Here is a 12460-nt window from a genome sequence, read left to right on the forward strand (position 1 = left end):
CTTTCTTATAGGCTACTATACACACCGCGTTTAGCTGCTTTACATCCTATATACATAACGGTCATCCTGAAACAGAGCATGTAAAGGTGTTGTCAGTTCGCTGAAATTTGGTACACTAATGATTGTGTCTTCGATTACATTACATACAGAAAGCGGGATCTCATGAATTTATACTCACCTTACATCGAGTTTAACCGCAAAGAATGGGCTGGACTCAAAGAACATCAGATCACTCTTCCTCTGACGGAAGCTGAACTGGAACAGTTAAAGGGCTTGAACGAAGAAGTATCCATTCAGGAAGTTGAGGATGTTTATCTGCCCCTTACCCACTTCATTGACTTATATGCCAGAGCTTCACGGGAGCTTGACCAACTAACGGCCTCATTTATGAAAAAGGAAGCACTTCACACCCCCTATATTATCGGGATCGGGGGCAGTGTTGCCGTGGGAAAAAGTACAGCAGCCCGGCTGATCCAGGCTTTACTTGCCAGAGGCAAGAATAAACCGAAGGTTGACCTGGTCACCACAGATGGCTTTTTATATCCGAATGCGGTGCTACAAGAAAAGGGCATCATGAATCGCAAAGGTTTTCCCGAAAGCTATGATATCAAATCCCTCATTAAATTCATGGGCGATGTGAAATCAGGCAAGCCTGAGGTTAAAGCACCTGTTTATTCACATCTGGCTTACGATGTAATTAAAGGTGAAGAGAAAACGATTTGCCAGCCGGACATTTTGATTATTGAAGGCATCAACGTGCTGCAAGTGAAGCGGGAGACCCCTTTACTGGTTAGTGATTTCTTTGATTTTTCCATCTACATTGATGCAGAGGAAGAGCACATCCGACACTGGTACGTCGAACGTTTCAAGCTGCTTCGTCAGACTGCTTTTCAGAATAAAGATTCCTTCTTCCATCAGCGCTTCGCCAATATTAACGAAGAGGAAACCATTGAAACAGCCAACCAGATCTGGCAAGACATTAACGCGAAAAATCTGCATGAAAACATTTTGCCAACCAAAGGACGTGCAAGGTTAATTTTGAAAAAAGAAGCCGATCACTCCATTCAGCAGATCCAATTACGCAAGTTGTAAATGAAATACCAAGCAGCCTCGATCACCAAGTGATGGACATACTGCTTATTACCCGTTAGATAAACGGTTATTACCCTTATAAAGGAGAGAAAACGACATGCAAAGTCTAGTGGTTCTCGGCAGTATTATGATGTTTCTGGCCGTTGCACTGGGTGCCTTCGGGGCACACGCGCTCAAGCGCAAGTTATCCGCCGACATGATCAAAATCTATGAGACTGGTGTTCAGTATCATATTGCTCATGGACTCGGCATCATCCTGCTTGGATTGTTCGCAGATCGGCTGAGTTCCTCATCCCTTGTCATAACAGCAGGTTGGCTCTTGTTCGCCGGAATCATTCTGTTCTCCGGAAGCCTCTATACACTAAGCATTACAGGTGTCCGCAAGTGGGGAGCTGTGACACCCATAGGTGGTGTAGCCTTCCTCGCCGGCTGGATTACCTTGCTGTTCGCAGCACTGTAAGAAGAGAGTCATTTTCACCGATCCTACAGAGTGTTCCAGCTGAACGAACGTGATGCTGGAGCACTCTTTTTCATTCACTCCATCCACAGTCTGGATATAGTGACCTTATGCCCATCCTCTTGGTAACTTCCCTCTGCTGACGAGTCCTGCGCCCGTCTCAAAATATATACATCCGGATTGGAAAGCTTGGCCCAATCGGAATAACCAAAAGAAGAATCGTAATGACGAATGATTAACGATAACAGATTGCCATGCGTGACAACTGCTCCATGGGGTTCTGGTCTGTTCCAACATTCCTCCAGCAATGCCAAACCTCTGGCAGCTGCGGTTCGAGACGATTCCCCGCCCTCTGCGGCCCAATCTTCATCCTCATATGTACGTTTCAGCACATCCATCCAGTTCGGCAGATTCTGTGTACTCAGCACCCTTTCCTGCAAGCGTTCATCCGTATGAATGTGCTGCTGTATCGCCGCGCCTAAAGGCACGGCCGTTTGCACTGCCCTTTTCCATGGACTGGATACAATATAGGAGATTGGGTGACCGGATAGCATTCCTGCCAATTTTTCAGCCTGTCTGTAACCCTCATCCGTCAGACTTGCGTATGCCTCCTGTCCTTCGGCTTTTGCGTGACGAATCAGAACAATGGACTCCATTGCTAACACCTCCGGTGGTCTGGTCTACAATGATCTTTGTTTGAGATATTGAAGTGCTATACGCATTTTATCCTGATCTTCCGTTCGGCCTGATGAACTGAAAAAGGACACGTTCCCTGCCTGCTCCAGGTGAATACTTTCAGAATGCTGTTGTACAACAAGTCCAAGCCGTTGCTGCAAGTGGTTTACCGTCCCTTGGCTACCATCAAGGATCTGAATATGATTCGGCAGCATCTTGCGCAAGATAGGTGTGTAGAACGGGTAATGCGTACAGCCCATGACCACCGTTCCGTATTGTTCCAGATCCAGATCCGCCAGCTTGGAGCGGAAGTATGCAGTTATTTTGACCGGATCAAACTCCAGCTGCTCACACCACTCCACCAGTTCAGGAAGCGCGAAGGAATCAACCCGGTGCTCATCATCCACGCGTGACACCAGTTCGTTATACTTCGTTTGACTCAGTGTCAGAGCCGTAGCAAACACAAGCACACGCTTATCGTTATCCCGGTTCATCTCAACAGCTGGTTTCACCGCTGGCTCCATACCGATGATCGGAATGTCATACATGGAACGAAGCTCATTAACGGTCAGGCTGGTTGCTGTATTACATGCGATTACAATCGCGTCTGCTCGTTCTCGAACAATAGCATCCGTGCAGGCAAAAATATAACGACGAACTTCGTCCGCAGACTTGGTTCCATACGGAACGTGCAATGTATCTGCGTAATAGATATAGGACTCTCCCGGAAACTGCTGCAAAGCGGTATGCAGTACCGTTAATCCACCGATGCCTGAATCAAAAAAAGCAATGTTTTTCGTCAAAGATGTCACCTCTATAACGTATTCTTTCGGTTCGGGGAACCGCTCATTACTGCTCATGCTGACTGGAGGTGAAGCTTAAAGGTTTTCTTCAAATAAAGACTTGCCTGCTATCTTCCAGTATCGTTCATCCTCTGGAACCTGCTCTAAAAAATCCATGTAACTCCCTGTCCAGCCATCCGGCATGTAATGCTCAAAGGAGGCAGGCTCCGGAAACATAGAAAAGAATAGCCGCCTGTCAAAATCGACAAGAAATGACGGCACATACTTCAGCCATTCATCACCCACGTGATGCATCTCCCGAAACTGCAGAAGCACACTCCTCAATTCAGCCGCGCTTACCTGCTCCTCCTGAATAGCCTGTAAGAAAACAGCCGCTGTCTCCTCATTCAACACATGGATACCAAAACGTTCTTCCATCTCTACGTTTAAAAACCAATACTCCCGTTCAGTGACGTACCAGCGCCACCGGCTCTGAAACCAAACGCCAACAATTGTATTTTCAGCATAAACAGGCTCTGTTTTCATCGCTATATCTCCTGGCGCAGATTCTGCTTTTCTACCGCATTGGTAATATATGCCGCAAAGCAGTCATCATAATTATACTCGTTGCGATAAATACGGATATGCGCTTCTATGACATATTGCAAATCTTTTTGTATGAATGTACGAATCATACTGTTTGATCTGCTATTCCATCCAGCGATGAAGCAGTTTCTCCCCTTCACTTCTTTGTCCAGCAGCCTGCTGCTCCAGAAATTCAGGGACTTCACGCAGTTCGGCTGGACGATATCCTGCCCCACATCCACAGTTATGATAAGTAACACCATGACGATAGAGCGTCATCACTTTGGTCCACTGTTTGATGTCCTTTTGCTTTGGAGCTTGAAAATCATGCCCCATGCTCACCATAATCTCCGCACATTGTGGGCACTTATGTTCAAGAGTTCCCACGGTTTCCGAGCTCAGATCGTAAGGTGATACTTGTTTAAAAGACTTGCGACAGTTAAAACAAGCATAGATCCCTTTATAAGGTCCAGACATCGCATATCGGCACATCGTCATCACCTCCTCATTATTTTCCATTATACGGGATTTTCTGCATAGTTACGAATCTCCTATTGCGTCATTGCGCATCCCCTCTTTCCAAGCCCGACCAAATTCAGCTACAGAGGTGTACCTCAGGGTACGATCTGCATTCACCGCACATAGGACAACATCATACAACGCTTCTCCAGCTTCCCAACGTTCCCAGGAACGATCCAATTCTCCCCCAAGCAGGGCAAAGGCCATAGCCCCCATGTTAAAAACATTCGTGACGGAGTCAATCGGTGCCCCAAGCTCAAATTCCTCCGGTGACATAAAGCGGGATGAACCCCACATGCGTCCCATCGTATTCGTGAACTCACCTTTTCGGTATAGATCTATATCACATATGCGAACTTCCTTCGCCGCAAAATTATAAATCAGACTGCCATCGTAGAAATCTACAGCTACATAACCTCTACGCTCCGCTTCGATATGAAAGTCGAGAATACGTTCCATAGCCGGCAAGCGTGTCTGTACCGGAAGCTGCCTGAACTGAACATAGGGTGAGCGCGGATCTTCGTACTTGGCCGGAGGCGGGAAAGACCAGTGCAAATGCAAACACTCTCCTTCCACCCAATCGAACACACAAGCATAACCGTCGTCTGTGGCAAAATGGTCTCTCAACCGAATCAGACTGTCATGTGCCAGATCTTCATAAATCAAGACAGAGGATCGCAAATGACGTATAGCTTCTACCGGGCTTGCCATAACATTGGCACAAAGAGTGCGTGCTCCTGCATACTTCACAAATTTCTTTTGACCATCCTTTTGTACTAAACCAAATGAAATATTGCCAGAGTCCTGTTGATCAAATACACAGAAGACAGTTCCAAGCGGCATTAGCCAGTCGAAAGCATGTTTTTCTTTTAACATAAACGAGACACCATCGATTTCATGAACGATCTGATTTGTCATTAGACAACTCCTCTCGCCTGTAAAAATACGTCATATGTGCCTCATCATACCCTTGCCCGCTTACTTCAAGCGCGTTGCGCTCGATTCCGTAGGTTTCAAATCCGTGCCCTTCATACAACCGTTTCGCAGAGACATTGGTAGTCACTACACTCAGGTTAATCTGCTTGAGGTTTTCCAGATATCTGCCTCGCTTCAGAACCTCGGATAACAATCGGGATGCCAATCCATTCCTCCGATGAGCAGGTGATACATAGACACCCCAGATAAATCCCTTATGTCTGAGCTTCAGACCGAATTCCCTTTTAAACCCCATCATGCCCGCAAGTTTGCCGTCAAAGGTGTACGCACCCAAAATGTAATCATCGGGCTTGTTATGTATGCGTTCTTGCACTTCACTCATGGATAACTGGCTGGATAACTCATAGGAAGCCCCAAAAGCTTCGGGGTGTGTTCGCAGTGCTTCAAGCCGTAAAGGCCAATATAGATCAGATTCATCCCTTTGGACATTACGCAGAATGTACTTGCCCTGTCCAGCATCTGTTGTCATCCCTCGTCAACCCCCTATTTTTTCCAATCCTGATTAACGTTGTCACTCCGATGACGATCCAATTCCATCGCTTCATGTACCCGATCACGCGCTGGTAGTTTGCTGTTGATATGCAATAGCAAACCTGTAATGATAATCAGCAGCACAATAACAATGACCTCAAACATGAATCAGCCCTCCCTTTGAAAAGGTTATGACTTCTGCTCGCGTATAAGCACACCATCAAAACACTCTTAAACTATTGAAGGCCACGGGCAATCAGCCACTCCAGCCACTTCCATGGCAGCAGTGCCTTCCCGATGATGAGTAACCGAGAGCCTTTGCCCAGCGCATATCGTAGCCTCGGTGCACGCATTTGCGCAATCCGCCCGATCAGATCAGCGACCTCCTGCGGATCAGGTGCAGTCTCACTCGCCTTTTTGGAATACCGCAAAACCGCATTCAGCTTATGTTTATAAGGGGAATTCTCCTTCTGGTGAATCTCTCCCAATCCTTTGTTCCAGATAGGTGTACGATATGCCCCGGGTTCCACCAGCACCACCCGGATACCAAATGAGGACATCTCATGGCGCAGACTTTCGCTAAACCCTTCCACGGCGAACTTGGAAGCAGCGTAGGGTGCATATCCCGGAAAACCGGACAAACCACTCACACTCGAAAGATTAACAATCAGCCCGCAATTCTGTTCACGCATGACAGGCAGAACGGCGCGGGTAACTGCAATAAGTCCAAACAGATTCGTTTCTATCTGCCGCCGCCAATCCTCCATCGACACTTCCTCAATAAATCCGCCTACAGCAAAGCCTGCATTATTCACCAACATGTCAATTCGCCCATATTGCTGTAGAACCGTTTCCACAGCGGTCTGCACTGATTCCGAATCTGTTACATCAAGCTGTACATAGTAGAGTCGATCGGTCACTCCTGCCTCCTCGGCACGGTTCGAAAGTTCTCCCTTACGGCTCAGATCACGCATCGTCGCAATAACACGATAACCTTGCTTGGCAAGTGTGATAGCAGTCAGCATACCGAAGCCACTGGATGTTCCTGTGATCAAAGCTAAAGGATGTTGATCTCCCAGCCCGGCTAATCTTGTTTCTCTTGTTTTTACTGTTGATGGAGAATCTGTTGTATTACCCGATTCCGATGTACCATTGCCATCCACAGGGTTGGGAGAATCCTCTCCTATTTTATAGGCCCACGCGGTCACTTCATCACCTCCGTTTAAGTGTAAAAGAATAGTTCAATCTATATCGTTCATTGGGCAAGCAAGCCTCATTAATTCACACGTCTCTCCACCCGCCGCAACTTCGTTATCCCCGGTTCATACGTATACGGCACAAAGTGTACCTCTGGAAGCACACATTGCAGCCTATCTGCCAATTTTCCCATTTCATGCAACACAGCCGCCTGTACCTGCTCCTGACCCGCTTCTTCCCTGATCCGCATGGATACTTCCAATACTCCACTGCCACCCTGCACCACGCGATAATGCTCAATGGCTGGCGAGGCCGCAATGACCGCACGACTGATGAAATCCGGAAAAACCGAAACAGCCTTACCCTCATGTTGATGTGAAAAATAAAGCGTATCATCACAGCGGCCCTCAATCCGCTCAATGGCAGTAAACAATGAGCCACAGGCGCACGGCTCTGCCGCCTCGGTTAATATATCATTCAGCCGATACCGGATAATCGGCTGTGATGTTCTGGAAAAATCCGTGATCACAGGCACGAACCGCCGGGTGGCCGGATCAAGGTATTCTTTTTCAATATACACAATGTCTTCATTCAGATGTAAGGTTCCGTATTCGCAGGTCGCTCCCAAGAAACCTTCTGTACACTGGTACACCTGATGGACGGTCTGCCGAAAAACACGCTCCAGCACGTTACGATCCAGTGGATCAAGCACCTCGGCTACAGAAATGATTTTGTCTGGCACATGGGTTAAACGTCCCTGTAGATAAGCATCAGCCAGCATACGAAGCATAGAGGGCGGAGCCACCCATACCGTGGGTTGATATTCTTCCATGCGCTCAACCAAGACATCCACATGCTCCAGCAAGTCGAAATACTGGAATTGCAGCTTGCCACGCTTCACCGATTCATACAAATTGCTGTTCGCGCGCAAGAAAAAAGCGATCTTTGCAGGTTTCCACAGCCCGCCTGGTAACAGTTTGGCAAGTACCGTACCCGTCCATGCGTCCTGCTCTTGATCACTGACCAGAAATAAGCCCCGGTTACCGGATGTGCCTGAAGAGAGTCCTACCGTTACCCCCTTGATGGAGGACTGCTTGAAATCACGAGTATCTTCACTCTCACCAACCAGGATCAATGCCTCTTCTTTCGAAATCCCAACGGTGTTCAAGGTATCAAAATGCTGCATCATTATGGATTTGTCAATCTGCGGAAACTGTCTCCAATCAGATGCGTTCAGCCCCTCCCACCACTTTTGATAAAATGGAGACTGCGCCCGAACCTGCTCGACATGTCGCTTGATTCGGCGTTCCTGCCAGCGTTCAAGCTGTGTCCGTGTACGCCATCTGCGCAAGCCACGCGCCAAGGCATAATGAGTTACAATTCGAATGGGATTACTCATCGTCCCGTTCCTCCTGTGCCCCATTCGCTCAGCACCTCTTGGCAGTGGCTCGGTACAATGCGAAGCGCAGGAAACTGCTGATGCAGCTGTATCAACTTGTCAAAGTTCTGTCTGTACTGCTGCCGATCTGACATAATGATACCCGCAAGTGCATGAGGTCTGCGTTGTTCACGAAAAGCCCGACTTGACCATACCGCATCCGCACATAAAAAATATTCATGCTGTTCTGTCCGCAGCAACAATCCCATCATGCCTTCCGCATGACCCGATACATCTACCCCGAGCAGACTGCCATCTCCAAAAATATCGTATACCTCGTCCCATGGGAAACGATCCGGAGCTGTTATGCCTCTACTCTCCGCCACTTCCGCCCAACGTTTGGGATGATCGTTCACGGGCATTGATCGCTGGATAAAATCATCCGGGAGCAGTCCAGCCAGAAAACCAGCCTTCACTGCCGCCATCGAACCAAGGGAGCGAACCGCATCATACGCTCTTGGCAAATAAATAAACCGGGCCTCCGGGAAGTCCCTCACTCCAGCGATGTGATCCCCGTGAAAATGCGAAAGAATGACATAACGGATGTCTGTTGCCTTAAGCCCGATCCGCTCCAGAAAATGAACAGCACTGTCTTCTTCCCGATATACTACGGGTGTGATATGACGATACAAGGCATTAGGCAGGCGAGCAGTCTCTTCAAAAAAACGGGAACTATATCCCGTGTCCAGCAAAATCGGGCCATGATCTGGATGAAGGATACAGGCAAAGCCTGCCGGAAAAGGGACCGCTCGTAAGCTCCCTCCTCGCAATGTTAGAAACTCAGGATGTGTACAATAACCTGCTGCGCCCAAATATAGCTTAACCCGCTTGGTTGTTAACATGATTCAGCCCTCCACCAATCTGCAAATTGCTGCAAGCCCTCTTCAATAGACACCCGCGGTGTATATCCCAGCTGCTCTTTTGCATCCACTATGCTTAATGTCTGTGGTACACCCAAAGATCCAACCGTGTATCTGGTGAGAGGCGGCTCACCCAGAGCCGGAATAAAACGATGAACCCCCTCCAGCATACTAGCCACTCCATAGGCTATCGTGTAAGGAATATTCCGACGCCGGAGCTGCATGTCTAACATGCCGAACAGAGACTCGACCAACTCGGCAAACGGTCTCGGATCTGCATTCGAAATATTGTAAGCTCGCCCAAGTGCATCGTCAGAAGTTTCACTGCACAGCATCAGGGCATCCACCACATTATCCACGCACGTCAGGTCAATCAATGCCTGTCCGCCATCGATCATTGGCACGCCTCGTTTGGCATTTGCTGCAACAATACGTGGGAAAAGCGTTTGATCATAGGGTCCAAAAATAGCTCGCGGACGAATGATGATCGAGGGCAGTCCTTTTCCATGGGCGCTCAGCACGATTTCTTCAGCGAGACGTTTGGTAGCCGCATAATGATTGGCAGGTTTGACTGGCAACGGATCATATTCATGAACCTCATACCGCGGGATGTAATTAAAATATATACTTGGCGTCGAGACATGCACAAACCGCTGTACCTGACTGCGTACAGAGCTTTCAACCAAATTCTGCGTTCCCTGCACATTAGTGCTGTAAAAATCCCGATATTTCCCCCACGGTGACGATAACGCCGCACAGTGGAACACCACATCCTGACCTGCACATGCTGCATTCACAGCCTGCTGATCCAGGATATCTCCTTTCACGAAACGCACTCCAGCCGTTTCAAGAGTGGCACCGATCTCTGGTTGTCTCCCCATACCCGTAACATCCCATCCTTCGGATGAAAGCCTTATCGCCAGATGTCTACCCAAACACCCCGTAGCCCCGGTCACTAATGCTCTCTTCATCGTTGTTCACCATTCCATTCTATGTCGTGAGTCAATGCTTCCGTCAGCGAGATCTGCTGTGAACGCGCAAGACGCCAAGCAGCAAGAACTACCGCGACTTGTTCGAAAAAAGGCCGCCAATCTTGCCGTGTATACACGACATCCCTCGCACTGCGCCAAGCTGTTCTCCATGCGCGCAAGCTACCTTTGCTGCCTTGGATCTGCCTGAGGCCACTCCCCAGCATGGGTAAGGCAAGCATGGCTTTATCACTACCTGACTGCGGTGTAACTTTTGTTCTTTGGTCTAACAACACCTCGGGTTCAAGCAATGCACGCACCAAACCATCACCAGGATGAAACAGATGAATGCCACTGGTTGCCCTCGGGTTACACTCAATAGCGTACACCTGACCTGACAGGTCTTCGATAAAATCAAAACCAATCTGCCCGCTAAAACCTGCCGCCTGCACAAATTGCTGTACCCACGCTCGCACACCCTCATGCTGCACCTGTTCAAAAAAAACACTCGCACCTACATTGCCTGTACGATATCGGCTGTCATAGGTGGCATGGGCAATCAACTGGCCTTCATGCACTACACTGTAGGTGCACAGTCCTCGTCCATGGATGTACTGCTGTGCAACCCAAGGAGAAGCAGGAGATAACACCTCTTCCCCTGGCGGATCGTGACGCATTTCAGCTATTGGCATACGCACTTTGGCAGCAAAACGGGAATAGACCGGCTTCCAGACCCATTCCCCTGACCCATTCAGGACATGCTGAGTCTTCAGCCACTCCTGTGGACTTTGAATAAGATGTGTATCGGGAACCGGCAGTCCCATAGACTTGGCAAGCTGAATAAAATCGTATTTATGATGAAGGACATGTAACTGCTGCAAAGGGGAAACCAGAACACGACAATGCTGCCGCAACCGACCAACCCCTCCAGCCACATAAAATACTTCCTCACACATCGGAATCAGCAGATCAATCTGCCATGTTTTGATCCACTGTTCCAATGCTGACAAGTAATCTTCCGTATGATGACGTGGCGATGGAACAAGTGCACACTGCTCCACCGCACTGGATGTTCTGCACAGATGACGTTCCATACTCTCCGCAACATATACAAGTTGGCCTGACCGATGCAGCATACGAGCCAAGTCCAACGTCACCGGAGCCCGGCCTCCAGTAAGGAGTACCTTGTATGAATGACCAGCTTGTGCTTGAAGCCCACGTTGTCCGAATCTAGTAATCAAAGATGAGTCCTCCCAAGGATAAACCCGCCGCCGTTCCAATCATCAGTACACGATCACCACGCTGTATTCGTTGCTGACGAATCGCTTCGTGCAGTCCCATCGGAATGGAAGCCGCAATGGTATTGCCATGACCTCGTGTAATATCCATGAAGCGTTCCTCCGGAATACCCAGCTTCTTGCGAATCAGGCGCATAGCCATTGCACTTCCCTGATGAGGAATGACCAGCCCGAAATCCTGCATCTGGTTCCCGGAAGCTTGAAGCATCTCGTCCATGAAACCGGGTAACAGCTTGGATGCCATACGGAAAATAACTTGTCCATCCATATGAAAGAGAAATGAATCTGGCTGCGCCACATTATAATGGGCTGCATGTTGCCTTGTTCCCCCGCCTGCAATCTCCGAAAACCGTGCCCCGCGGCTATAGGTGCGCAGAGATGCGTGTACGATCTGTGAGCCTGACTCTTCAGATGTACGCTCTATGATGACTGCCGCAGCTCCATCCCCAAATAAGGCAGCACTTTCCGGGTCTTTCCAGTTCAATCCGGCTGAGGCAATCTCGGTGGCTACAAGTAATACACGCTGGTAACGTCCAGCATCCACCATATAAGAAATGACATCAAGACCGTTCAGAAAACTCAGACAGGTCGCATCCATATCAAAGGCAGGTACACCCGAATCTTCCTCTCCCATGGCCTGCTGAATAAAGACAGCTGTACTTGGCAGCGGCTGTTCCTTCGTTCCGCTTGTGCATACCAGACAATCGATCTCTCCAAAGGACAGACCTGCATCGGCAAGAGCCGCTTCAGCAGCTCTCGCACCCATGTAGGAAGAAGTCTCCTCGTCCGAGGCGTAATAACGAAAACCTACCCCCGTTGCTTTGCTGACCCAGCCTGCCGGTACATTCAAGCGCTCATCCAATTCCTCATCCGTCACCTTCATATGGGGGAGATATTTCCCTGTACCTGCGATTCTTACTCTTCTAAGTTGCATTTGCCCAACCTCTTCTCTTTCGTAGGTCTTATGTAAATTTTGTGCTAGTAATCATTAAACGCATATGCCTCCAACTGAATAAGGGTGCAATCGACAGAAGGGCAGATTGCTCTGCCCTCCCCATTACGATATGAATGATCTTCTGCACATTGTGTACACAATGTGAGCTTCCGCTTGTCCACTGTCGC

The 12460-nt window shown here is 48.7% G+C and carries 15 protein-coding genes; 2 read left to right on the forward strand and 13 right to left on the reverse strand.

The window, feature by feature from the left end; genetic code table 11:
• Positions 1 to 162: 162 nt before the first annotated feature.
• Both coaA and ACR8BL_RS08295 read left to right on the forward strand, forming a co-directional pair.
• Positions 163 to 1092: a type I pantothenate kinase gene (gene coaA, locus ACR8BL_RS08290; RefSeq protein ID WP_434752160.1), complete on the forward strand. Its 930-nt coding sequence runs from the start codon at positions 163 to 165 to the stop codon at positions 1090 to 1092.
• A gap of 97 nt (positions 1093 to 1189) precedes the next feature.
• On the forward strand, positions 1190 to 1552 hold the full coding sequence (locus ACR8BL_RS08295; protein ID WP_434752161.1) for a DUF423 domain-containing protein: 363 nt from the start codon (positions 1190 to 1192) through the stop codon (positions 1550 to 1552).
• Between the two features lie 74 nt (positions 1553 to 1626).
• Here ACR8BL_RS08295 and ACR8BL_RS08300 read toward each other — a convergent pair whose 3' ends face one another.
• From ACR8BL_RS08300 to ACR8BL_RS08360, 13 genes are all read right to left on the reverse strand, one after another.
• Positions 1627 to 2205 (reverse strand): histidine phosphatase family protein, encoded by a 579-nt coding sequence (locus ACR8BL_RS08300; protein ID WP_434752162.1) that lies wholly within the window; start codon positions 2203 to 2205, stop codon positions 1627 to 1629.
• 24 nt (positions 2206 to 2229) lie between these two features.
• Complete coding sequence (gene murI, locus ACR8BL_RS08305; RefSeq protein ID WP_434752163.1) at positions 2230 to 3084, reverse strand: glutamate racemase; 855 nt, start codon at positions 3082 to 3084, stop codon at positions 2230 to 2232.
• An 18-nt stretch (positions 3085 to 3102) separates the two neighbouring features.
• Positions 3103 to 3552 carry a hypothetical protein gene (locus tag ACR8BL_RS08310; protein WP_434752164.1) on the reverse strand — a complete coding sequence of 150 codons (450 nt, stop codon included), beginning with the start codon at positions 3550 to 3552 and terminating at the stop codon, positions 3103 to 3105.
• 162 nt (positions 3553 to 3714) lie between these two features.
• Positions 3715 to 4083: a hypothetical protein gene (locus ACR8BL_RS08315; protein WP_434752165.1), complete on the reverse strand. Its 369-nt coding sequence runs from the start codon at positions 4081 to 4083 to the stop codon at positions 3715 to 3717.
• A gap of 48 nt (positions 4084 to 4131) precedes the next feature.
• Complete coding sequence (locus ACR8BL_RS08320; protein WP_434752166.1) at positions 4132 to 5028, reverse strand: serine/threonine protein kinase; 897 nt, start codon at positions 5026 to 5028, stop codon at positions 4132 to 4134.
• On the reverse strand, positions 5006 to 5575 hold the full coding sequence (locus ACR8BL_RS08325) for a GNAT family N-acetyltransferase (RefSeq protein ID WP_434752167.1): 570 nt from the start codon (positions 5573 to 5575) through the stop codon (positions 5006 to 5008). Before ACR8BL_RS08325 ends, ACR8BL_RS08320 begins: the two co-directional genes overlap by 23 nt.
• Positions 5576 to 5589: 14 nt before the next feature.
• Positions 5590 to 5742 carry a hypothetical protein gene (locus ACR8BL_RS08330; RefSeq protein ID WP_434752168.1) on the reverse strand — a complete coding sequence of 51 codons (153 nt, stop codon included), beginning with the start codon at positions 5740 to 5742 and terminating at the stop codon, positions 5590 to 5592.
• 71 nt (positions 5743 to 5813) lie between these two features.
• Positions 5814 to 6656 carry an SDR family oxidoreductase gene (locus ACR8BL_RS08335; protein ID WP_434753054.1) on the reverse strand — a complete coding sequence of 281 codons (843 nt, stop codon included), beginning with the start codon at positions 6654 to 6656 and terminating at the stop codon, positions 5814 to 5816.
• 197 nt (positions 6657 to 6853) lie between these two features.
• A complete protein-coding gene (locus ACR8BL_RS08340; protein WP_434752169.1) occupies positions 6854 to 8173 on the reverse strand; it encodes a F390 synthetase-related protein in 1320 nt (439 codons plus the stop codon).
• On the reverse strand, positions 8170 to 9054 hold the full coding sequence (locus ACR8BL_RS08345) for an MBL fold metallo-hydrolase (RefSeq protein WP_434752170.1): 885 nt from the start codon (positions 9052 to 9054) through the stop codon (positions 8170 to 8172). Before ACR8BL_RS08345 ends, ACR8BL_RS08340 begins: the two co-directional genes overlap by 4 nt.
• Positions 9048 to 10043 (reverse strand): NAD-dependent epimerase/dehydratase family protein, encoded by a 996-nt coding sequence (locus ACR8BL_RS08350; protein ID WP_434752171.1) that lies wholly within the window; start codon positions 10041 to 10043, stop codon positions 9048 to 9050. Before ACR8BL_RS08350 ends, ACR8BL_RS08345 begins: the two co-directional genes overlap by 7 nt.
• Positions 10040 to 11281 carry an ATP-grasp domain-containing protein gene (locus ACR8BL_RS08355; RefSeq protein WP_434752172.1) on the reverse strand — a complete coding sequence of 414 codons (1242 nt, stop codon included), beginning with the start codon at positions 11279 to 11281 and terminating at the stop codon, positions 10040 to 10042. Before ACR8BL_RS08355 ends, ACR8BL_RS08350 begins: the two co-directional genes overlap by 4 nt.
• A complete protein-coding gene (locus ACR8BL_RS08360; RefSeq protein WP_434752173.1) occupies positions 11271 to 12272 on the reverse strand; it encodes a beta-ketoacyl-ACP synthase III in 1002 nt (333 codons plus the stop codon). The genes ACR8BL_RS08355 and ACR8BL_RS08360 overlap by 11 nt, the downstream gene beginning before the upstream one ends.
• Positions 12273 to 12460: the final 188 nt, after the last annotated feature.

Source organism: Paenibacillus amylolyticus, assembly GCF_051136285.1.
Classification (GTDB): Bacteria; Bacillota; Bacilli; order Paenibacillales; family Paenibacillaceae; genus Paenibacillus; species Paenibacillus amylolyticus_F.

Excerpts from the sequence above, each read along its gene's own strand:
- coaA (WP_434752160.1), top strand. The coding sequence starts at position 163 with ATGAATTTATACTCACCTTACATCGAGTTTAACCGCAAAGAATGGGCT.
- ACR8BL_RS08295 (WP_434752161.1), top strand. The coding sequence starts at position 1,190 with ATGCAAAGTCTAGTGGTTCTCGGCAGTATTATGATGTTTCTGGCCGTT.
- ACR8BL_RS08300 (WP_434752162.1), bottom strand. The coding sequence starts at position 2,205 with ATGGAGTCCATTGTTCTGATTCGTCACGCAAAAGCCGAAGGACAGGAG.
- murI (WP_434752163.1), bottom strand. The coding sequence starts at position 3,084 with ATGAGCAGTAATGAGCGGTTCCCCGAACCGAAAGAATACGTTATAGAG.
- ACR8BL_RS08310 (WP_434752164.1), bottom strand. The coding sequence starts at position 3,552 with ATGAAAACAGAGCCTGTTTATGCTGAAAATACAATTGTTGGCGTTTGG.
- ACR8BL_RS08315 (WP_434752165.1), bottom strand. The coding sequence starts at position 4,083 with ATGTGCCGATATGCGATGTCTGGACCTTATAAAGGGATCTATGCTTGT.
- ACR8BL_RS08320 (WP_434752166.1), bottom strand. The coding sequence starts at position 5,028 with ATGACAAATCAGATCGTTCATGAAATCGATGGTGTCTCGTTTATGTTA.
- ACR8BL_RS08325 (WP_434752167.1), bottom strand. The coding sequence starts at position 5,575 with ATGACAACAGATGCTGGACAGGGCAAGTACATTCTGCGTAATGTCCAA.
- ACR8BL_RS08330 (WP_434752168.1), bottom strand. The coding sequence starts at position 5,742 with ATGTTTGAGGTCATTGTTATTGTGCTGCTGATTATCATTACAGGTTTG.
- ACR8BL_RS08340 (WP_434752169.1), bottom strand. The coding sequence starts at position 8,173 with ATGAGTAATCCCATTCGAATTGTAACTCATTATGCCTTGGCGCGTGGC.
- ACR8BL_RS08345 (WP_434752170.1), bottom strand. The coding sequence starts at position 9,054 with ATGTTAACAACCAAGCGGGTTAAGCTATATTTGGGCGCAGCAGGTTAT.
- ACR8BL_RS08350 (WP_434752171.1), bottom strand. The coding sequence starts at position 10,043 with ATGAAGAGAGCATTAGTGACCGGGGCTACGGGGTGTTTGGGTAGACAT.
- ACR8BL_RS08360 (WP_434752173.1), bottom strand. The coding sequence starts at position 12,272 with ATGCAACTTAGAAGAGTAAGAATCGCAGGTACAGGGAAATATCTCCCC.